11 protein-coding genes and 1 riboswitch are annotated in these 21,536 nt (G+C 69.6%); of the genes, 6 read left to right on the top strand and 5 right to left on the bottom strand.

Going from position 1 to position 21,536, the window contains the following annotated elements:
- The first annotated feature begins 36 nt into the window (after positions 1–36).
- Positions 37–369: a DUF3263 domain-containing protein gene (locus ACQP2E_RS36595; protein WP_433827516.1), complete on the top strand. Its 333-nt coding sequence runs from the start codon at positions 37–39 to the stop codon at positions 367–369.
- Here the strand turns inward: ACQP2E_RS36595 and ACQP2E_RS36590 are convergent.
- Entirely contained in the window at positions 366–2,597 is a 2,232-nt protein-coding gene (locus ACQP2E_RS36590) for an AAA family ATPase (RefSeq protein ID WP_433827515.1), read from the bottom strand. The two genes, ACQP2E_RS36595 and ACQP2E_RS36590, sit on opposite strands and share 4 nt — an antisense overlap.
- A gap of 75 nt (positions 2,598–2,672) precedes the next feature.
- Here ACQP2E_RS36590 and ACQP2E_RS36585 point away from each other — a divergent pair, with 75 nt between their 5' ends.
- The 4 genes from ACQP2E_RS36585 to thrC all read left to right on the top strand — a co-directional run bounded on the left by ACQP2E_RS36585 (position 2,673) and on the right by thrC (position 9,173).
- Positions 2,673–3,290 (top strand): hypothetical protein, encoded by a 618-nt coding sequence (locus ACQP2E_RS36585; protein ID WP_433827514.1) that lies wholly within the window; start codon positions 2,673–2,675, stop codon positions 3,288–3,290.
- 46 nt (positions 3,291–3,336) lie between these two features.
- The gene (locus ACQP2E_RS36580; protein ID WP_433827513.1) at positions 3,337–6,153 is read left to right on the top strand and encodes an alpha/beta fold hydrolase; all 2,817 of its coding nucleotides are present in this window, start codon (positions 3,337–3,339) and stop codon (positions 6,151–6,153) included.
- Positions 6,150–7,016: an ABC transporter permease gene (locus tag ACQP2E_RS36575; protein WP_433827512.1), complete on the top strand. Its 867-nt coding sequence runs from the start codon at positions 6,150–6,152 to the stop codon at positions 7,014–7,016. Before ACQP2E_RS36580 ends, ACQP2E_RS36575 begins: the two co-directional genes overlap by 4 nt.
- A 725-nt stretch (positions 7,017–7,741) precedes the next feature.
- A riboswitch (SAM riboswitch) is annotated at positions 7,742–7,879 on the top strand.
- Between the two features lie 10 nt (positions 7,880–7,889).
- On the top strand, positions 7,890–9,173 hold the full coding sequence (thrC, locus tag ACQP2E_RS36570; RefSeq protein ID WP_433827511.1) for a threonine synthase: 1,284 nt from the start codon (positions 7,890–7,892) through the stop codon (positions 9,171–9,173).
- Between the two features lie 225 nt (positions 9,174–9,398).
- Here thrC and ACQP2E_RS36565 read toward each other — a convergent pair whose 3' ends face one another.
- Both ACQP2E_RS36565 and ACQP2E_RS36560 read right to left on the bottom strand, forming a co-directional pair.
- Entirely contained in the window at positions 9,399–9,809 is a 411-nt protein-coding gene (locus tag ACQP2E_RS36565) for a hypothetical protein (protein ID WP_433827510.1), read from the bottom strand.
- A 32-nt stretch (positions 9,810–9,841) separates the two neighbouring features.
- Complete coding sequence (locus ACQP2E_RS36560; RefSeq protein ID WP_433827509.1) at positions 9,842–10,348, bottom strand: GNAT family N-acetyltransferase; 507 nt, start codon at positions 10,346–10,348, stop codon at positions 9,842–9,844.
- Between the two features lie 365 nt (positions 10,349–10,713).
- On the opposite strand from ACQP2E_RS36560, the gene groL reads away from it, so the two are divergent.
- Positions 10,714–12,336 (top strand): chaperonin GroEL, encoded by a 1,623-nt coding sequence (groL, locus tag ACQP2E_RS36555; protein ID WP_433827508.1) that lies wholly within the window; start codon positions 10,714–10,716, stop codon positions 12,334–12,336.
- Positions 12,337–12,390: 54 nt separating this feature from the next.
- Here groL and ACQP2E_RS36550 read toward each other — a convergent pair whose 3' ends face one another.
- Positions 12,391–17,034, bottom strand: a complete 4,644-nt coding sequence (locus ACQP2E_RS36550; RefSeq protein ID WP_433827507.1) for an Ig-like domain-containing protein — start codon at positions 17,032–17,034, stop codon at positions 12,391–12,393.
- Positions 17,027–21,520, bottom strand: coding sequence for an Ig-like domain-containing protein (locus ACQP2E_RS36545; RefSeq protein WP_433827506.1), 4,494 nt, complete (start codon positions 21,518–21,520; stop codon positions 17,027–17,029). The genes ACQP2E_RS36550 and ACQP2E_RS36545 overlap by 8 nt, the downstream gene beginning before the upstream one ends.
- Between the last annotated feature and the right edge of the window lie 16 nt (positions 21,521–21,536).

Genomic DNA, 21,536 nt, shown 5'->3' with positions numbered 1-21,536 from the left:
TCGTACATCTGTGCTCGCCGATGCTTCTGGAGTGCCATGCAGCCCGCCGCCGAACCGACCGGAGACCAGCCGGTCGAGGAGCAGCAGCACATCCCTGCTCCGCGAGAGGCCGAGCCGTCCGAAAATTCGGATGAGAAGCCGAAACTCACCGAGCGCGAGCAGCAGATCATCGCGTTCGAGACGAAGTGGTGGAAGCACGCCGGCGCCAAGGAACAAGCGATCCGGGACACCTTCGACCTCTCCTCGACACGCTATTACCAGCTGCTCAACGGCCTGCTCGACAATCCGGCCGCGCTGGCGCACGACCCGGTGCTGATCGGCCGCCTCCGGCGCCTGCGGTCAGCCCGGGCCCGCACCCGCAGACGCTAAGGCTGGTGTGTCTCGGCGTAAGCCGAAAGCCAGGCCACCTGCGCCGGGTCGAGCGACGCTCGTACCCGCTTGCGCGCGGCCGCCACGTTCGCCGCGGTGACCGTCGACGCCTCCAGTGAGTCCCGCATCGCGGCCAGCGCCGACTCCCGGATCAGCGCCGCGCAGTCGGCTGCCGAGAAACCCTCCAGGTCGGCGCCGAGTTCGTCCAGGTCCACGGCGGGATCCAGCGGAACAGCCTTGGACGACGCCCGCAGGATCGCGGCGCGCGCCTCGCCGTCCGGCGGCGGCACGTAGACGAGCCGTTCCAGCCGGCCGGGCCGCAACAGCGCCGGATCGATCAGGTCCGGCCGGTTCGTCGCCCCGATCACCACGACGTTGCGCAGGTCCTCGACACCGTCCAGTTCGGTGAGCAGCGCGGCCACCACCCGGTCCGCGGTGCCGCCGTCGGTGGACTGCCCACGGGTCGGCGCGAGCGCGTCCACCTCGTCGAGGAAGACGAGGGTCGGCGCGGCCTCGCGAGCCCGGCGGAACAGTTCCCGCACAGCCCGCTCGCTGTCACCCACCCACTTGCTGAGCAGCTCGGCGCCCTTCACCGAGAGCACGTTCGCCTTGCCGGTCCCGGCGATCGCCTTCACGAGATAGGTCTTTCCGCAGCCGGGCGGACCGTACAGAAGGACGCCTCGCGGTGGTGAGACGCCGAGCCGGGCGAACGTGTCCGGGTAGGTGAGCGGCCACAGCACCGACTCGGTGAGCACCTGTTTCACCTCGACCATGTCGCCGACGTCGTCAAGCGTCACCTCGGCCACCTCAAGCGTCGAGTCGGCCATCGACGTCGGCCGGACCACGTCGAGCGCCGCCTCGAAGTCGGCCATGGTCACGCTGGGCGCCTCGGCCGCGGCCTCGTCGTCAGGAAGAGATCCGGCAACTCCGTTGCCGACATGGCGCAGCGCCGCGCGTACCCCGGCCTCGCGCGCGAGCGCGCCCAGGTCCGCTGCGACAAACCCTGGGGTACGCCCAGCGACCTCGTCCAGGCGCACGTCCTCGGCCAGTGGCATCCCGCGAGTGAGCGCGCCCAGTTGCTCGCGGCGCATCGCGGCGTCCGGCAGCGGGACAGTCAGTTGAACCGCGAGGAGGTCAGGCGCTCGCAACGCCGGGTCCACCGACTCCGGCCGGCTGGTCGTGCAGACCACCGCCACGCCGTCGGCCACCGTCTCGGCGAGCACCTGGCGGAAGACCGTGGAGATCGGCCCGGGCTCGTCGCGGGGCGCCAGCGCCTCCACGTCCGAGACGAGCAGGACCGACGGCTTGCCGGCCCGGACCTCCTTGCTCAGCTCGCGCAGCCGGGCCGCCGCCGCGTTGTTGGTCAGCGCGGCCAGCTCCGGCGCCCAGATCGGCCGCACGGTCGCGCCGACAGCCGCGCCGACCGCCTGAACCAGTGCGGACTTGCCGGAGCCGGACGGGCCGGAGATCAGTACGCCGAGCGTCACCTTGGTGCCCAGCCGGGCCAGCACCTCGCCATGGTTGAAGCCCAGGTCGAGCAGCTCCTCCAGCTCCTTGGCCTGGGCGCGCAGGCCGGGCAGGTCGTCGAGGCTGGGCTGCGGCACCTCGGGGTCGGCGACGACGGCGGTGACCGCGGCGGGGGACGGCCCGGATGTGACCTGGCCGTCCTGCCAGGCGACCACGGTGTCCATGGTGACCAGGGCGGCGTCCGGCCCGGCCAGCTCGGTCACGGTCAACAGGGTGCTCGTCCACGCGTACCCGACCCGGTTGGCGAGGCTGCGCCGCGCCGCCTCGACCAAGCCGCGATGAGCGGCGCCGGGCAGCACGTCCTGTGGCAGCAGCGAGACATCGTCGCCGGTACTGACCACCTTGCCGAGCAGGGCGAGGCGCAGCATCTCCGGTGAGACCACCGCGACGATCTCGGGCGGGCCGGTGAGTGTCACGCGGCGCGCCTCGACCACCGGCGCGGGCTCGACAGTGACCTGGCCCCCGTCGCGGACACCCAGGTTGCCCAGGATCAGATCGTCCGCGTAGATCAGCGCCCGGCTCGCCGTCGTCTCGGCTCTCGCCACGATGCCGGCCGTGGTGCGGGCACCGGTGAGGCGTACCGGATCGCCAGGGCGCAGCGCGAGCGCGGCCATCACCTCGGGGTGAAGGCGGACGATGCCTCGGCGCGCGTCCAGGGCTGCCGGCCGTAGTGTCACGGTCAGCGTGAGATCATCAGCCACTGCGGATGCCTCCGATTGATCGTTTGGGGCTCTAGGACGTCCACGCTATCCGCCGCAGGCTCGGGAGGTCGTCTGGTGAGGTTCGTACTGATCGCCGCGTTCGTCGTGGCGAGCCTCGCCGGGTGCACCGACAGTGGCGGCAACGAGGCCGGACCGGCTGTCTCGCCGACGCCGGCGCCGAGCGGGTCGGTGGACATGCCGCCTACCGACATCGGATCGCCGAAACCGCTGCGCAGCGAGCCGGGCGGGCACTCCGCGAGCGCCGGGACGCTGCTGATGCTCAGCGCGAGCGGGTACGGGCCGTACCGGGTGGGTCAGAGCCAGCAGGAGCTGGTCGACGCGAAGATGGCCCGGGCCGTGAAGGTCGACGAGACCGGCTGCGTGATCGGCTGGGGTTCGAAGCTGATGAACGCGCCACGGCTCCGATTCGTCGGCGGCAAGCTGGCCCAGATCGAGCTGACCACGCCGGGCGCGGTCACCGACACCGGACTGATGATCGGTGCGCAGCTCCCCGAGGCACAGGAGAAGTACCCCGACGGCAAAGTGATCTACGGTCCGGCCGGTGCCGGCTGGGAGACCGTCGACGGGGAGAACGCCCTGCTCGTGAAGATCACCGGCGACGACGTGACCGCGCTCATCGGCGGCCTCGCCACCAGTGTCGAACGGCGTTACAAAGCCGGAATGGGCTGCTGACCAGTTCACAGGCGTTGCTCAGGCGGTTCCGGCTAGCGTGTGCGCCATGTCTGCCCTGTCCGCCGGGTTGCGAAAGCTGCCCCGGCTCACCCGGCGCCGGGCGATCACCGCCTCGGTCGTGGTCGTGCTGCTCGCCGCCGCGGCCGTCTGGACCGTTCGATCCGATCGCAGCGACTGGACCTCCGAAGATCTGCGGTTGACCGTGAGCTCCGGCCCGGCCGGCAACGAGCCGGTCGACCTGGACGCCCGCTTCTACCTGCCGGCGGACCGGTCCGGCAAGGTCCCGGCGGTGCTGCTCGCGCACGGGTTCGGCGGCACCAAGAACTCGGTCAGCTCGGACGCGGAAAGCCTGGCCTCCCGTGGTTACGCCGTACTGACCTGGACCGCCCGCGGTTTCGGCCGCAGTGGCGGCGAGATCCACCTGGACAGCCCGGATTACGAGGTCAAGGACGCCCAGGGTCTGCTCGACTGGCTCGCCACCCGTCCTGAGGTGAGCACCGACGCGGCCGGCGATCCGAAGGTCGGCGTGGTCGGCGGCTCGTACGGCGGCGCGCTCGCGTTGCTGCTCGCCGGCCAGGACCAGCGGGTCGACGCGATCGTCCCGTCGATCACCTGGAACGACCTGAACACATCGTTCCTGCCGCAGTCGGCCGGCACCGACGCGACAGGCGTCTTCAAGAAGTCCTGGGCCGGCCTCTTCTTCGGCAACGGCGCGGCCGGTGCGGAGAGTGCGCTGAGCAGCCAGCTGGGCGGCGACACCGGCGACGCCGGCGGTAACGGTGGGGCGGGCGCGGGCGCACCGGCGACCGCGCAGGATCCGGCCTGCGGGCGGTTCTCCGCCGAGGTCTGTGCCGCGTACCTGCAGATGGCCACGACCGGCATCCCGGACGCCACCACCACCGAGCTGCTGCGCAAGTCCAGCCCGGCCACCGTGCTCGACAAGATCAAGGCGCCGACGTTGCTGGTGCAGGGCGCTGTCGACACGCTGTTCCCGCTCTCCGAAGCGGACGCCAACGCCAAGGGCATCGGCGCGACAGGCACTCCGGTCCGGGTCGCCTGGTTCACCGGTGGACACGACGGAGGCGAGGGGCCGACGTCCGATTCGGATCGCGTCAAATACCTCACGGTTCAGTGGCTCGATCATTACCTCAACGGCGAGGGTGAGGCGCCCGGCGATGACTTCACGTGGTCACGGGTGGCCGGTTTCAGCGCCCTCGATCGAGGGCTGGTGACCAATGGGTACTCCGCGGAGGCGTACCCGGGAATGGGCGGAACCGGTCGCACCCAGATCTCGCTCACGGGATCGGCGCAGCCGATCGCCAATCCGCCGAACGGCAATCCCGGCGCGCTGAGCTCGCTGCCCGGCCTCGGTGGGCGGCTCAGTTCGGTGCTGAGCGGCGGCGTCGCGATGGACATTCCCGGTCAGGTGGCGACCTTCACCTCGGAGCCGCTGACCGCCGGGGTGGATGTCGGTGGCTCGCCGGCGCTTCAGTTGCGGGCGGCGTCACCGACCGGCGAGGCGACGCTGTTCGTGAAGCTCTACGACGTCGACCAGAACGGCGCGTCCACGCTCAGCGCCGGTCTCGTCGCCCCGGTCCGGCTCACCGGCCTGCCCGCCGACATCGCCACCGCCGCGCCGGTCACCGTCACGCTGCCGGCCATCGTGCGGCGGATCGAGGCCGGTCACACCGTGCGGATCGCCGTCGCCACCTCCGACCAGGCGTTTCTCACGTCGGCCCAGCCAGCGACCTACATCGTCGCGGTGGAGCCGTCGCTCACGCTTCCCACGCTGGCCGGCACGCCGATCGCGGATCCGGGCACGCTCTGGTGGTACGCCCTGGCCGGCGTGATCGCCACGATCCTTCTGGGCCTGACGGTGGTCATTCTGGTGATTCGCCGCCGGCATCGGCGTCGCGAGACCTCGGTGATTGATGGGTACGCGGAAACGCCCCTCGTGGTCGACGGACTGCGCAAGGCGTACGGGGATGGGTTCGTCGCGGTGCAGGAGATCGGCTTCACTGTCGAACGGGGTCAGGTCGTCGGCCTGCTCGGTCCGAACGGCGCCGGCAAGACCACCACCCTGCGGGTCCTGATGGGCCTGACCACACCGACCGCCGGCGAGATCTACGTGTTCGGGCACCGTCTCGTACCGGGCGCGCCGATCCTGTCCCGGGTGGGCGCGCTCGTCGAGGGCCCGGGCTTCCTGCCGCACCTGACCGGGTACCAGAACCTCAAGGCGTACTGGCAGGCCACCGGCCGCCCGTGGGAGGACGCGCAGTTCGACGAGGCGCTGGAGATCGCCGGCCTGGGCGACTCGGTGCATCGCCGGACCAAGAACTACAGCCACGGCATGCGGCAGCGTCTCGCTATCGCACAGGCCATGCTCGGCCTGCCTGAGCTGCTCGTACTCGACGAACCGACGGACGGTCTGGATCCGCCGCAGATCGCCGAGATGCGCCGCGTCCTGCAGCGGTACGCCACCGACGGCCGGGCCGTGCTGGTCTCCAGCCACCTGCTCGCCGAGGTGGAACAGACCTGCACGCACGCCGTGGTGGTGAACAAGGGCCGGATCGTCGCGTCCGGCCCGGTCGACGACATCGTCGGCGACTCGCCGTCGGTGCAGCTGGACGTCTCCGACGTGCCGGCCGCCACCCGGGTCCTGGAAGAGCTGGGCGTGCGCTCGGTGACACCGGAGGGCACGTCCGGCCTGATCGTCGACATGAATGGAACGGCCCGGTCCGAGCTGGTCGCCTCGCTGGTCACGGCCGGCATCGGGGTGGACCGGCTGGTGCCCCGGCGCCGGCTCGAAGACGCGTTCCTGGCCCTGGTGGGCGACAACTCGCGGGGAAGTGGGGACCGATGAGCGCTTCTGCCGCTACCGGGTATCGGGCGTCTCGCACGCTGCCGATCTGGGCCGAGGTACGCCGTCAGGCCTCGCGCCGGCGTACCCAATTGGCTCTTGGTTTCATGGTTCTTCTGCCTTTGATCATCCTGATCGCGTTCGAGTTCGACACCGGCGGTCCGGGCGACGAGGACGCCGACGGCGGTGGCGCGTTCAGCAGCATCGCCGACCTGGGCACTTCGGGCGGCCTCAACTTCGCGCTCTTCTGCCTCGCCGTCTCGGCCGGATTCCTTCTGGTCGTGGTGGTGGCGCTGTTCTTCGGCGACACGGTGGCCTCGGAGGCGAGCTGGGGCAGCCTGCGATACCTGCTGGCCGTCCCGGTGCCGCGCGCCCGGCTGCTCGGCGTCAAGCTGATCGTCGCGGCGGGGTATTCAGTACTGGCGTTCCTGACCCTGCTCGGCTCGGCGCTGCTGATGGGCACGCTGCGGTACGGCTGGGGGCCGCTGGGCAGCACCATCGCGGCGGAGATCTCGCCTGCCGAGGGGCTGCTGCGACTGCTCGGGATCCTGGCCTACCTGCTGGTGACCATGCTGGTCGTGGCCGGCCTGGCGTTCCTCATGTCGGTGCTGACCGACGCGGCGCTGGGTGCCGTGGGTGGAGCCGTGATGCTGTGGATCCTCTCCAGCATCCTGGACCAGATCACCGCGCTCGGCGGCATCCGGGACTTCCTGCCGACGCACTACACGGACGCGTGGCGGGGGTTGCTCTCCACCCCGATCCAAGCCGAGGACCTGGCCAAGGGCGCGATCTCGGCTGTCGTTTATGCCACGATTTTCTGGGGGATCGCGTTTTATCGCTTCACCCGCAAGGACATCACTTCCTGAGGGTCAGGCGACGGCGTGGATTCACCACGCCGGGCCGGCTCGGCCCGGCCCAGCTCGGTTCGGCCCGGCCCGTTTCGTCCGGTCTGTCGGCCCCGGGAGAGGTGGGCACCGGTCACTCCGCGATCTTGGATATTTCCGGCTGCGGAGTTACTCGCTGCTACGGCAAGGGCCGACGGGCGGCCGATGTGTGGAGCATGGCGGTGCCTCCAGACACCGCTCGTTACCAAGATTTGCCGGGACGCCCGCGAGCACGACACGCGGAGCGGCCAAAGGGTGGCCGGCACCCTGGCGAACCGCAGCTCTGCTCCGCCCCGCCACCGATGCGTGTCGACTTGAGGTGCGCTGGGAACCCGAAGTCAACACGGGGACGCGGCCTGTCGACTTCGGGTTCAGTGTGTTGATTTAGGGCGCGATCCGCACCCTATGTCCACACGCACGTCGCGGAACGGCCGCTCGTGTGAACTTCGGGTTCGAATCGCGCCCTAAATCAACACGCCGTGGGGTGAGCGGGAGCCATTTTCGCAGGTCGCCTGGTGGGGGGAGCGGGTTGGACGCGGAGCGGCCAGCGAGTCGCGCCGGGCCCTCGGCGTGAGCAGCGGTCGGTACCCACCACCCAGCTGCGACCTGAAGTTGATCTGGATTTTCGGGGGAGTAGTCGCTCACACCTCGGGAACTCGTGGTGGTGATGGCGGAATCTCGTCGTAAGCTTCGAGAAACAACTGAATACCTCATCCAGAGGGGCAGAGGGAACGGCCCGATGAAGCCCCGGCAACCACCGCGCGTGTCTCGATGGCGAGGCCAGCGCTGCGGCAGGTGCTAATTCCGTCCCCGTTCCGGCAGGTCGCCGCGGGGAAAGATGAGAGGAAAGCCTCGATGACGTCTGCCGTCAGTGCACCCAGCGCTACCACCACTTCCCCTGCTCGCGGCCTGGTTTGCCGTGCCTGCGGCGCGGAATACCCGCTCGCCGCGCAGCACGCCTGTTACGAGTGTTTCGGCCCGCTCGAGGTCGCCTACGACCAGGCGGCGCTTGCGCGGGTCACCCGGGCCGAGATCGAAGCCGGCCCGCAGAACATCTGGCGTTACGCGGGGCTGCTCCCGGCCGGCCAGGACCCGGCCACCCGGGTGACGCTCGACCCCGGTCTGACCCCGCTGGTGAGCGCCCCGGCGCTGGCCGCCGCGATCGGCTTGAAAGCGCCGCTCTGGGTGAAGGACGACTCGCAGAACCCGACCCACTCGTTCAAGGACCGGGTCGTCTCGGTGGCCCTGACCGCGGCCAAGGAGCTGGGCTTCAACCGCTTCTCCTGCGCCTCAACCGGCAACCTGGCGAACTCGGTCGCCGCGCACGCGGCCCGTGCCGGTGTGCCGAGCATCGTTTTCATCCCCTCCGACCTGGAGCAGGGCAAGATCATCACCACCGCTGTCTACGGCGGTGAGCTGGTCGCGATCGAGGGCTCCTACGACGACGTGAACCGGCTCTGCAGCGAGCTGGTCGAGACCGACGAGTTCGAGGACACCGCGTTCGTCAACGTGAACGTCCGGCCTTTCTACGCCGAAGGATCCAAGACCCTTGGGTACGAGGTCGCCGAGCAGCTGGGCTGGCGCATCCCGGCCCAGGTGGTGATCCCGATGGCGTCGGGTGAGCTGCTCACCAAGGTGGACAAGGCGTTCACCGAGCTGGTCGAGATCGGACTGGTCGAGGCGCCGGAGGGCGGCTGGGCCGTGTTCGGCGCACAGTCGGCCGGGTGCAACCCGATCGCCACGGCCCTGCACAAGGGCACCGACGAGATCATCCCGGTGAAGCCGACCGGCATCGCGAAATCGCTGAACATCGGTGACCCGGCCGCTGGGGCGTACGCGATCGAGGCGGTCAACCGGACCGGCGGCTGGATGGATTACGCCGACGACGAGGAGATCCGTGCCGGCATCCGGCTGCTCGCCGAGACCACCGGCATCTTCGCCGAGACCGCCGGTGGCACCACGGTTGCCGTGCTGAAGAAGCTGGTCGAGAGCGGCAAGCTGGACCCGGAGAAAGAGACTGTCGTCTACAACACCGGCGAGGGTCTGAAGACTCTGGACGCTGTCGCCGGCCAGGTTGGACCGACTCACACGATCAAGCCGTCGCTGAAGGGCGCCCGGGAGGCCGGCCTGCTGGGATAACTCTCAGTAGTTGGTTCTCTGCCCGCTGTCGAAGATTCCCTCCTGCGAGGACTTGCGATCTGATCTCCGGATCGGCAGGATGCTCACTGCGGGAGGACGCGACGCCGTACGAGGCTCCTCACCTGGACATTGGCGACAATCTCCGAGGGACCCAACGATCCAGCGCTGACCCACGTGGCTTTCGAGCCGGAGGCGCTGTGCGTCCGTCCTCCCGACCAAAACTTCTCAGAGCTGCCTTCGCAGCAGCCGCTGCAGCCATGGCCGCAGGGGTTCGAAGTCGGGATAGTTCCCATCGACGAGCCCGGCCGCCTTCTCGAAATAATTGCGAACCCCGAATGAGCGGGTGAGCATGATCGACCAGATGCAGGCGATCCAGTACGCAGGCCAGAAGAACGGGCCGAGCGCGGCGTACTGGCTGGCGTGCCGGCACTCGTGGCGCAACAGTTTCTCGCGGCGCGGGTCGAGCAGCCACTCCGCTGACCGCTTTGTGATGATCACCGAGCCGATGGTGAAACAGGACGCCGGCGGTTTTTTGAAGCGGTAGTTCTCGGCGATGAAAATCCCGTCCGGGCCCCGCCTGATCTTCGTCCTGGTCGCAAACGCGAGCAGCAGGCCCGCGCCCGTGGTGCCGTTCACGGCGGTGAGGACAGTGCGAGCCCGCGGGCGCATCAGATCCGCCGGCGCATCTGCAGCTCGGTGAGCGTGGGCACCGTCGGATGCGGCAGCCGCACCCCCGTGTCGGTGAAACCCAGCTTTTCGTATGCCCGGACGGCCCGATCGTTGCCGACCACCACCTCCAGCATCAGCTCGTCCCGCCCGGACGCCAGCGACCAGTCGGCGACCGCGTCAACGAGCTGAGCCAGCACCTTGCCACCCCGGTACGCCGGAGTCAGGTAGACCGCGAACACGACAGTGCAGTGCGGATCGTCCGGCAGCACGGTCCCGCCGGCGTGCCCGATCAGGGGACCGTCGACCGGGTCAGCGACGAACTGAGCGGTGTCCGGACCGGACGACGACTGCCGGGTCCGGTGCCGGTAGCTCTCGTGCGGGCGAGCCGCCGCCTGGGCCAGGGTTTCCAGAAAAGCGAGCGGGCTGTCCGCGAGCATCTCCAGTCGCAGCGCCCGCATCCGTCCCGTGTCCTCTGGTGTGACCCGGCGTACGGTCCAGTTCTCCATGACGTCCTCCATACCGTCCGCCGTGCGCGGGAGCAACCCTGACCTGCACTTTCAAGATCCTTATGTGAATACACGGCCGGGGTCAGGGGTTTCGCGGGAAGATGGTGTTTCTTGCACTCGGTACCCCAGAGTGCTAAACAAGTCATTGGCACTCGCTACTTGTGAGTGCCAGCAGGTCGGGACGGTGGGGTTCCGGTCGCAGCGCTGCCATCGGTGCTTCGACACGAAACCGGTCGTCGCGGGCTATCCGGCTCGGCCTGAGGACGTCACATCGCCAGGTGGTGACGTCCACAGACGTTCCTCAACGTGCGGAAAGCGGGGCCGACGAGGCCCGGCACCGCGGATGTCCGGGAGGACAACGCCGTATGGCCAAGATCATCGCATTCGACGAGGAGGCTCGTCGGGGCCTCGAGCGCGGCATGAACCAGCTTGCCGACGCCGTCAAGGTGACGCTCGGCCCCAAGGGCCGCAACGTCGTCCTCGAGAAGAAGTGGGGCGCCCCCACGATCACCAACGATGGTGTATCCATCGCCAAGGAGATCGAGCTCGAGGACACCTTCGAGAAGATCGGCGCCGAGCTGGTCAAGGAGGTCGCCAAGAAGACGGACGACGTCGCCGGTGACGGCACGACGACCGCGACCGTCCTGGCGCAGGCGCTGGTCCGTGAGGGCCTGCGTAACGTCGCCGCAGGCGCGAACCCGATGGCCCTGAAGCGTGGCATCGAGGCTGCTGTCGCCAGCGTCTCCGAGGGCCTGCAGCAGCTGGCCAAGGACGTGGAGACCAAGGAGCAGATCGCCTCCACCGCCTCCATCTCCGCCGGTGACTCCACGGTTGGCGAGATCATCGCCGAGGCCATGGACAAGGTCGGCAAGGAAGGCGTCATCACCGTCGAGGAGAGCAACACCTTCGGCCTCGAGCTCGAGCTCACCGAGGGTATGCGCTTCGACAAGGGCTACATCTCGGCCTACTTCATGACCGACGCGGAGCGGATGGAGGCCGTCTTCGACGACCCGTACATCCTCATCGCGAACAGCAAGATCTCCGCGGTCAAGGACCTGCTGCCCGTCCTCGAGAAGGTCATGCAGTCCGGCAAGCCGCTGGTCATCATCGCCGAGGACGTCGAGGGCGAGGCCCTGGCCACCCTGGTCGTCAACAAGGTCCGTGGCACCTTCAAGTCCGTCGCCGTCAAGGCCCCGGGCTTCGGTGACCGCCGCAAGGCCATGCTGGAGGACATCGCCATCCTCACCGGTGGCGCCGTCATCAGCGAAGAGGTCGGCCTCAAGCTGGACGCCGCTGACCTGACCCTGCTGGGCCAGGCCCGCAAGATCGTCATCACCAAGGACGAGACCACCGTGGTCGACGGTGCCGGTAACGGCGAGCAGATCCAGGGCCGGGTCAACCAGATCCGCGCCGAGATCGAGCGCTCGGACTCCGACTACGACCGTGAGAAGCTGCAGGAGCGTCTGGCCAAGCTGGCCGGCGGCGTTGCGGTCATCAAGGTCGGCGCGGCCACCGAGGTCGAGCTCAAGGAGCGCAAGCACCGCATCGAGGACGCCGTTCGCAACGCGAAGGCGGCCGTCGAGGAGGGCATCGTCCCCGGTGGTGGCGTGGCGCTGGTTCAGGCCGGCAAGAGCGCGTTCGACAAGCTGGACCTGTCCGGCGACGAGGCCACTGGTGCCAACATCGTCAAGGTCGCGCTCGACGCCCCGCTGCGTCAGATCGCCGTGAACGCCGGCCTTGAGGGTGGCGTCGTGGTGGAGAAGGTTCGCAACCTCGAGCCCGGCTGGGGCCTGAACGCTGCGAACGGCGAGTACGTGGACCTCCTGGCCGCGGGCATCATCGACCCGGCCAAGGTCACCCGTTCGGCGCTGCAGAACGCCGCGTCGATCGCCGCGCTGTTCCTCACCACCGAGGCCGTCGTGGCCGACAAGCCCGAGAAGAACCCGGCTCCGGCCGGTGCCCCGGGCGGCGGTGACATGGACTTCTAAGTCCAAGTCTTGGAAGGGCGGTCCGCTTCGGCGGGCCGCCCTTTCTCGTTGGGGTCAGCTCTTGCGGGGGCGGCTCAGCAGGTGCAGGGCGGCGCCGGTCAGGACAGCGGCCGCACCGGCTCGGACCAGGGATATGGCTTCGCTCCCGGTGGTGGGTAGTTCCTGATTTATCGGACTTGTCGGCGAGGAGTGAGGCGGCGTGCTTGGCCCCGGCGGGCTGGGCGCCGGCTGGCTTGGACCTGGTGGAACGCTCGGTTTCGCCGACTGGGTGGGGTGCGGGCTCGCTGAAACGCTGGGCGCAGGCGAGAGGCTGGGCTCAGCCGATGAGCTGGGTTCCGGGCTTGGCGACGTCTCCAGGCCGACCATGATCACCACGGACGCCTGCGCCACGTTTCCGTTCGCGTCCACCACGGTGTAGGTGAACGTGTCCGTCCCGATGAAGCCCGGATCCGGTGTGTACGTCACGCTGCCGTTCGCGTTCAGCACCACCGTGCCGTGCGCCGGCGTGCCGACCTCGGTCACCGTGACCGCCCGCCCCTGACGGTCGATGCTGGGCAGCCAGACTCCGACTCGTTCCCCGGGCTTGGTGACCGCCGCCCGGTCCGGCACCGCTGGCGGACGGCCGTCGAGGACGGTCACCTCCACGGTGGCTGACGCTGTTCCGCCCGCGCCGTCGCTCACCTGGTAGGTGAACGTGTCCAGGCCGGTCTGGTCACCCGCCGGGGCGTACCGGATCCGGCCGCCGGAGAGCGAAGCGGAACCGTGCCCCGCAAGCCCGGCCGAGTCGATGGTCAGGGTCTGGCCCGTGTTGACGTCGGTGTCGTTGGCCAGCACGTCGATCAGCACGGTGCTGCCGGTGAGCACGGTGGCCGTGTCCGGGCCGGCCACCGGCGGGGCGTTCGCGACGATCGTGACGGTCACCAGGCCGGTGTCGGTACGCCCAAGATCATCGCTGACCAGGTAGGTGAACGTGTCCGGCCCGCTGGCACCGGCCGCCGAGGTGTAGGTGATCGTGCCGTCCGGGTGGAGCACGACGGCGCCCTTGCCCGCGGCGCCGGCCGAGGCGACACGCAGCACCTGCCCGGTGTTCGGATCATGGTCGTTGGACAGCACGTTCAGCGGTGTGACGACCTGCGGTTGGGCCACGAAGACGTCGTCCACCGCGATCGGCGCCGCGTTGCGCACGGTGATGGTGATGATCGCCGAGGAGGCCAGCCCACCCGAATCCTCGATCGTGTAACCGATCGCGTCGGTGCCGTAGAACCCGGCCGCCGGCGTGTAGGTGATGGTGTCGTCCGCGTTGCGGACCAGCGAGCCGTGGGTGGCGGCGGTCGTACCGACCAGGGCCGGGACATCGAGGTTCGGATCGTCGTCGTTGGCGAGCGGGTCGATGATCGCGGCGGTGTCGGTGTCCGTGGTGACCGAGTCCGCCCGGGCCACCGGCGGCGAGTTGACCACGCCGATCGTCACGGTGGCGCCGGACGAGCCGATGCCGTCGCTGAGCGTGTATCCGAAGGAATCGGCCCCGCTGTATCCGGCGCCGGGCGTGTAGGTGATCTTCCGGCCGGGGCCGACGGCCGCGGTGCCGTGCGTGGCCGGCGAGGTGACCGTGACGGTCAGTGGGTCGCCGTTCGGGTCGTCATCGTCGTTGGCCAGCACGTCGATGACGTACGCGATGCCGGCCCGAACTGTCACCGCGTCGGGGCGGGCCACCGGCAGCGCGTTCGCCACTGTCACGCTGACCCGGCCGGTGTCGGTGCCGCCGTGCCCGTCGTCGATCGTGTAGTCGAACTGGTCAGCGCCGGAGAACCGTGCGTCAGGGGTGTACCGGATGGTGCCGTCGGGCTGGAGCACCGTGCTGCCGTTCGACGGGTTGGCCGCGCCGCTCACTCGCAGCGTGTCCGCCGGCAGGTTCGCGTCGGTTGCCGAGCCCAGCACGTCGATGTCGAGGTACTGGCCGAACGGGATGGTGCTGAAGACCAGGTCGGCGGCGACCGGCGCGGCGTTGCGCACGGTCACCGTGACGGTCGCGGCGGAGGTGAGCCCACCGCCGTCTCTCATCGTGTACGGAAACGTCACGGTCCCGGAGAACCCGGCCGGCGGCTGGTACCGGACCTGCCCGGCGGAGATTGAACCCGGGGCGCCGACCGAGTCGAGGATCTTGGCGTCGGCCACGTTCGGGTCGGTGTCGTTGGCCAGCACGTCGACCAGCACGACAGTCTGGAACGGCGTGCTGGCCGCGTCGTCGGCCGCGGTCGGCGCGGCGTTCTCCACGTCCACGTACACATCGCCGGTCGCCTGCCCGCCGTGGCTGTCCGCGATCGTGTAGGTGAAGTGGGCCTGACCGCTGAACGAGACGTCAGGTGTGTAGGTGAGCTGCGACCCGGTCTGCGTGACGACACCCGCGCCGGACTGCGGCTGGCCGAAACCGATCAGGCTCACCGAGTCGCCGAAGCTGCTGTTCGGGTCGGTGTCGTTGGCGAGCACCGCGATGGTCACCGCGGTGGCCGGCGGGGCGTTCCGGGCGTCGTCGAACGCCGTCGGCAGGGCGTTCGCCGTGGTCACGGTGACCGTTGCGGTGCCCGTGCCGCCGTGGCCGTCGTCCACCTCGTAGGTGAGCGTGTCCGCACCGGTCCAGCCGAGGACCGGGGTGTAGGTGATCGTGCCGTCCGCCTCGACGACCGCGGCGCCGTGTCCGGGCATCGAGGTGATCGACACCAGGAGTGGTTCGGGGGAGGTGTCGTTGGCGCGTACCTCGATCGCGACCGGGGTGCCGTTCGTCGTGCCGGCGGCGTCGGCGACCGCGGCCGGCGGGGTGTTGACGCCGAGTGGGGAGGTGGCGGTGTTGTTGCCGCTGACGGTGTCCCGGCCGGAGCCGGCGGCGGCAAGCGTGGCGACCGCGGTGGACGCGGTGGAGACATCGGCCACGGCCGGGATGGTGACGCTCGCCTGATGACCCGCGAGCAACGGGCCGAGGGCGCAGGCGACCACCTGACCCGCGGCGGCGCAGCCGGCGGGCAGGGCGCCGGCGGTCAGCCCGGCGGGCAGGGTGAACTCGGCCCGGGCGGCGGGTTCCGGATCCGGGCCGGCGTTGCCGACGATCCCGGTCCAGGCCGAGGCGGCCGGCAGGGCGGCACGCTGGACGTAACCGGGTACGACGGTCAGCGTCGCCGTGAGATCGCTGTCCGGCTGGAGAACCGTGCTGGCGGCGGTGCTGCCCACCGAGGCCACGGCCACACTGGTGGTACGCCCGGTGTAGCTGACGTTCACCAGGTTGGCGATGGCGTACCCGGCCGGTGTGTTCAGATCGACCTTCACCCGGAACGTGACGTAGGTGCTGCCCAGATAGGGGATGCTGCCCAGCGTGAACAGGGTGGTGCCACCGCTTGCCTGGCCGCCGTCGGTGTCGGCCGTGTCGGTGACCGGGGAACCGCCCATATTAAGCGATCCAGGTACATATGACGTATACACCGGGATCGCGTCGGCGAGCGTGACGCCGTCGGCGATGTCGTTGCCGTCGTTGCGTACCGCGATCCGGTACTCGATCTCGTCGCCGGGCACCAGCGGGCCGCCGTTCAGGTCGGTCGCGGTCATGGTGGTGACAATCTTGGGCGCGTACAGGTCGATGGCGATGGTGATGACGCCCGGGTAATAGGTCTCGCCGGCCGTGGTCATGGTGAGGGTCGCGCTGGTCGCGGCGTTGCCGAGCACTCCGGAGGCGTCAAGACGGTCGATGTCGACGCCGAGCAGGTTCCGATAGTTCGGGTTGCGGCCGCCGACGATCGCCCCGGCCTGGCTGACCGTGCTGTCGAAGACGTTGTTCGCCGGGTTCGGCCCGTCGCTCAGCGACTGGCCGTTCAGCTGCAGGCTGTCGCCGCTCTTTCCCAGATCACCTTCGTACGCGACCGCGCCCACCTCGGCACGCACGGTCCCGCTGTGCGGCGTCTCGAACCCGGTCACCGGGATCGACACACTGCCCGAGGTGATCGAGCCGAATCCGTCGTAGACCCGCAGGCTGCGCAGCGCTTCGGCGGGGTTCGCGTACGCGATCACGAGCGTCCACCCGGCGTACCGGTCGGTGCCCCGGCCGGACTGGATGTCGGCCACCCCGTACACGCCGTTGCCGGCGCCGGCGACCAGCGCGGTCACGTCGGCGAAACCCTGGTACGCCCCGGTGGCGCTGATCGCGTAGAGACTGGACGCGGTGATCGGGTTCCAGACCGGCCCGGCCGGTGTCCGGAATCGCACCTTGTTCTTGTTCGCCGCGGTGGGCGCCGCCGCGCCGAGCAGCGCACCGACCGAACTGCCGGCACTCGGGTCGGCGCCCCAATACAGGCCGGCGAAGAGCACCGTGCTCCCGGCGGGCATGTCGATCGTCGCGGTGCTGTCGTTGAAGGTCGCCGGGTCGCCGTCGGCATCCGTGAAGATCATCGGATAGCCGTTGTCGTTCAGCTCCTCGTTGGCTGTCGACCCGATGCCGTTCCGCGCGTCCGCGCAGGTCGGCGTGAGCAGGTGGACCGGGCAGGTCAGGTTGGCGTTGCCGCGCAGCAGGATCGCGCCGTTCGCGTTCACGTCGAACCGGGTGGTGAACGGCGTCGTGATGGCGGCCGCGACCCGGGCCGGCGGCACGATCGTCAGCATCAGGGCCAGGACCAGGAGCAGGACTCCGGCGCTTTTCGCCGGATATCCGTCACGCACGGTGGCGACCGGGTCGGTGCCGGCCCGGCGGAAGCGTGCCGTGCACGCCGGCCGTGTACAGGACGCCGCCGATCAGCAGGATCACCACACCCGTGTTGATCATCGTGGAGATGTTCCCGCCGGTGGTGGCGAGGCTGCCGGCAGACCGGACTCGGATTGTCACGGTCGCGGTGGCAGTGCCGCCGTGGCCGTCGCTGATCGTGTACGTGAACGTGTCGAGGCCGGTCGTCCGTCCGTCGTCCGGCGCGTACGTGATGCCGCCGTCCGCGGTGACCACTGCGGTTCCGTGCTCGGGCCGGCCGACCGAGACGACGCTCAGGAAATCGTCGTCGGGATCGGTGTCGTCGGAGGTCGGCCGGACCACGATCGACTTGCCGCTGACTACCGAGTAACGGTTGTCGGTCGCCGTCGGCGGGCGGTCGGCGCCGGCCACCCGCACGGTGATGACACCGCTGACCAGCACACCCTTGGCGTTCACCGCGGAATAGGTGAACGTGTCAGTCCCTCGAAAACCGGGAGCGGGCGTGTAGGTGACGGTGCCGTCGCTGTTCAGGCGGACGGTGCCGTGCTGAGGCGTACCCAGGGACTTGATTTTGATCTTGCTGCCGCTCTTGTCGGTCTTGGGCATGGTGATCGGGAGAGGGGTGCCGGGCTTCGCGACGACGGACTTGTCCGGCGCGGTGGATGTTGCGGAGGGCGACGGCGAGGGCTGAGCAACAACGCCGATCACCACGGTCACGGTTGCCGTGTCGGTCGCGCCGTGGTCGTCGGCGATCACGTAGGTGAAGGTGTCGGTGCCGGTCGCGCCCTTTTTCGGGGTGTAGACGATCTTGCCGCCGGCCAGCTTCACGGTGCCCTTCGGCGCGGTGCCGACCGACGTCACGGTGAGGACCTGACCGGTGTTCGGGTCGACGTCGTTGCTCAGCACCGCGAGCGTGGCCGCCCTCCCTGGTTTGACGGTGAATCGGTCGTCGACCGCGATCGGCGGGGCGTTGTGCACGGTCACGGTGACCGTCGTGGTGTCGGTGAGTCCGTCCGGGTCGGTGACCGTGTAGGTGAACGTGTCGATGCCGAGGAACCCGGACGCCGGGGTGTAGGTGAGCGTGCCGTCCGCGTCGACAGTGACCTGGCCGTGCGCCGGGGTGGTCGTCGCGGTCACGCTGAGGGTGTCGCCGTTCGCGTCGGAGTCGTTGTCCAGCACCCTGATGAGCACTGGTGTGGCCGCGTCGGTGGCGATCGAGTCCGGCCGGGCGATCGGCGCCACGTCGAGGACGGTGACGGCGACGGTCGCCCCCGCGGTGCCGCCCTGCCCGTCACTGACCGTGTAGTGGAAGGTGTCCGGCCCGTGGTAACCCGCCACCGGGGTGTAGACCACCTTGCCCGCCGTGACCGTGACGCCGCCGTGCGAGGGCGGGACGTCGACGGTGATCGTGAGCGGGTCGCCGTTCGGGTCGGAGTCGTTGGCGAGCACGTCGATCGGCGTGGGCGCGCCGGACGCGACGCTCACTGCTTCGGCCCGGGCGATGGGTACGCCGTTCGCCACCACCACCGTGACCGAGGCGACAGCCGTGCCGCCGTGCCCGTCGCTGAGCGTGTAGTCGAAGTGGTCAGTGCCGGAGAACCCGGCGTTCGGGGTGTAGGTCACCGTGCCGTTCGCGTTGCGGACCACCACGCCGTCGCCGGGAGCGCCGGTGCTCAGCACAGAGCGGGTGTCGCCGTTCGGGTCACTCGACCCGGCCACCAGGTCCACGGTCACCGCGGTGCGGTACGGGGTGCTCACCGACTTGGCGGCGGCGGACGGCGGCGCGTTGGCCACGGTCACCACGACCTGCGCGTTCGCCGTGCCGCCGTTGCCGTCCGAGATGGTGTACGTGAACGTGGCGTCCCCGGAGAACCCGGCCGGCGCGATGTAGCTGATCATGCCGCCCGAGATGGTCGCGCTGCCGTGGTCGGGCGTGCCCACGCCCGTGATGCTGAGCCCGTCACCGTCCGGGTCGGTGTCGTTGGCGAGCACGTTCACGGCGACTGTGCCCAGGTAGACCACGGTGTCAGCGTCGTCGGCCGGGACCGGGGTGGTGTTGCCGACGTCCACGCGTACGTTCGCCGTCGCGGTGCCGCCGTTGCCGTCCGAGATCGTGTACGTGAAGATCGCCGGGCCGTGGAACATCGGACTCGGCGGGGTGTAGACGACCTGGTTGCCGCTGATCGCCACCGATCCGGCGCCACCCGGCGGCTGGGTCACCGCGCTGACCGTCCGGGTGTCGCCGTTCGGGTCGGTGTCGTTGGCGGCCACGTCGATGGTGACCGCCACGCCGGCCGGGGTGCCGATCTGATCGTCGAAGGCCACCGGCACGCCGTTCCCGGTGGTCACCGTGACCGTGGCGGTGCCGGTGCCGCCCTGCGGGTCGGTGAGCGTGTAGGTGAACGTGTCCGCGCCGCGCCAGGCCGGGTTCGGGGTGTACGTGACCGTCTGGTCGGCGTTCACGACCGTGGAGCCGTGGCTCGGCGCGCCGGAGACCGACACGGTCAGCGTGTTCGTCGCGTCGTCGGGGTCGGTGTCGTTCGCGCGTACCGCGATCGTGACGGGTGTGGCGCTGCCGGTGCTCGGGTTCTCCGGCTGGGGCTGCGGCGCGGCGTTGACCCGCAGGTTCACGGTCGCGGTGTTGTTCGCCGCGTTCGCGTCGGATCCGGCACCGGAGACGGTCACGCTCGCGCTCGCCGTGGTGGCCGCGCTGTTGTCCACCACGGCCGGCACGACGACAGTGCCCTGGGTGCCGCTGGCCAGCGCGGTGAGCGTGCAGGTGACGGTCTGACCGGCGGCCGAGCAGCCGGCCGGCTGGGTGACGCCCGGGGTGACACCGGTGGGAAGGGTGAGCACGGCCCTGGGCTCGGGTTCGAGATGCGGCCCGTCGTTGTCGACAGTGATCGTGTAGTTGACCGCGTTCGAGGCGACGGCCCGCTGCACGACGGCCGGCGCCACGGTCAGCCCGGCCCGCCGGTCGGCGTTGGGCTGGTGCACGGTCAGGGTGCTCTGATCGCCGATGCCGGAGATCGTCATCGAGCTGGTGGTTCCCTGGAACGTGGTGTTCGGGACGTTGACGATGCTCGAACCGGCGGCGGTGCCGGTGTTCACCCTGACCTGGAAGGTGACGTACCTGGTGTCGTTGTACGCCAGCGTGCCGAGGTCGAACGTGGCCTTGCTCGGCGTGTAGTTCCCGGTGTCGCTGATCGGGGAGCCGCCGATCGTGAGCGAGTTCGGAACGTACGTGGTGCCGGCCGGGATCGCGTCGATCAGGGTGGCGAGGCTCGCGGTGTCGCTGCCGTCGTTGCGCACCAGGATCCGGTACTCGATGACGTCGCCGGGCAGCACGTCGCCGCCGTTCAGGTCGGTCGGCGTGGTCGTGGTGACCAGCTTCGGCGCGAACAGGTCGGTGGTGAAGGTGACCACGCCGGGGTAGTACGTCTCACCGGTGGTGGTCAGCGTGAGCGAGGCCGAGGTGGCGTCGTTGGCGAGCTTGTTGTTCGCGTCGAACTGGTCGATGTCGACACCCATCAGGTTCGACCAGGCCGGCGTGCGGCCGGCAACCGCCCCGCCGCCCTGGCTGACCGTGCTGTTGAAGAAGTTGTTCGCGAGGTTCAGCGCGTCGCTCGTCGGCGCCGCGTCGAGCTGCAGCGTGTCGCCGTTCTTGCCGAGGTCACCCTCGTAGACGACGGTGCCGATGTCGGCGTCGACGATGCCGGTGTGCGGGGTTTGGAAACCGCTGATGCCGATGGTCAGCGAGTTCGAGCTGCTGCTGACCACGCCGAACCCGTCGAAGATCCGCAGACTGTGCATGGCCTGAGCGTCGTCGTGGTACGCGATCGCCAGTGCCCATCCGGCGTACCGGTCCTTGCCGGTGCCGGCCTGGATGTTGGCGACCTGATAGACGCCGTTGCCGGCGCCGGACACCAGTGCGGTGACGTCGGCGAACCCCTGGTACGCCGTGAGCGACCCGCTGTTGAAGATCCGATCCGCGGTGACCGTGTTCCACGCGGCGCCGGCCGGGGTGGAGAGCAGCACCTTGTTCTTGTCCGCCGGGGTGGTGGCCGCCACCCCGTTGGTGCCCGCGGTCGTGTCGGCGCTCCAGTAGAGACCGGCGAAGAGAACCGTGCCGCCGGTCGGCAGGGTGACCGTCGCGGCGCTGTGGTTGAACGTGAGCGGGTCGCTGTCGGTGTTGATCTGCTCCATGTCGTACCCGTTGTTGTTCAGCGACTCGCTGAACCCGGCCGTGGCCGTCCCGCCCTGGCCCGCCGGGCAGCCGTTCGCGGCGGCCGGGCAGCGCAGGTTCGTGTTGCCGCGCAGCATGATCGCGCCGTTGGCGTTCACCCCGAACCGCTGGGTGAACGGGTCGGTGATGGCGGCGCTCGCCTCCCGCGTCGTGACGGCGATCCCGGTAAGCACGAGCAGGGCGATCGCGGTCATAAAAGCCGCCAAACGGTACGACATGGTCGCAGGCTATGAA

The organism is Actinoplanes sp. CA-015351, assembly GCF_050955685.1.
Lineage (GTDB): Bacteria > Actinomycetota > Actinomycetes > Mycobacteriales > Micromonosporaceae > Actinoplanes.
This window is presented reverse-complemented; position numbering and strand designations above follow the sequence as displayed.

Excerpts from the sequence above, each read along its gene's own strand:
- ACQP2E_RS36595 (WP_433827516.1), top strand. The coding sequence starts at position 37 with ATGCAGCCCGCCGCCGAACCGACCGGAGACCAGCCGGTCGAGGAGCAG.
- groL (WP_433827508.1), top strand. The coding sequence starts at position 10,714 with ATGGCCAAGATCATCGCATTCGACGAGGAGGCTCGTCGGGGCCTCGAG.
- ACQP2E_RS36560 (WP_433827509.1), bottom strand. The coding sequence starts at position 10,348 with ATGGAGAACTGGACCGTACGCCGGGTCACACCAGAGGACACGGGACGG.
- ACQP2E_RS36545 (WP_433827506.1), bottom strand. The coding sequence starts at position 21,520 with ATGTCGTACCGTTTGGCGGCTTTTATGACCGCGATCGCCCTGCTCGTG.
- thrC (WP_433827511.1), top strand. The coding sequence starts at position 7,890 with ATGACGTCTGCCGTCAGTGCACCCAGCGCTACCACCACTTCCCCTGCT.
- ACQP2E_RS36580 (WP_433827513.1), top strand. The coding sequence starts at position 3,337 with ATGTCTGCCCTGTCCGCCGGGTTGCGAAAGCTGCCCCGGCTCACCCGG.
- ACQP2E_RS36575 (WP_433827512.1), top strand. The coding sequence starts at position 6,150 with ATGAGCGCTTCTGCCGCTACCGGGTATCGGGCGTCTCGCACGCTGCCG.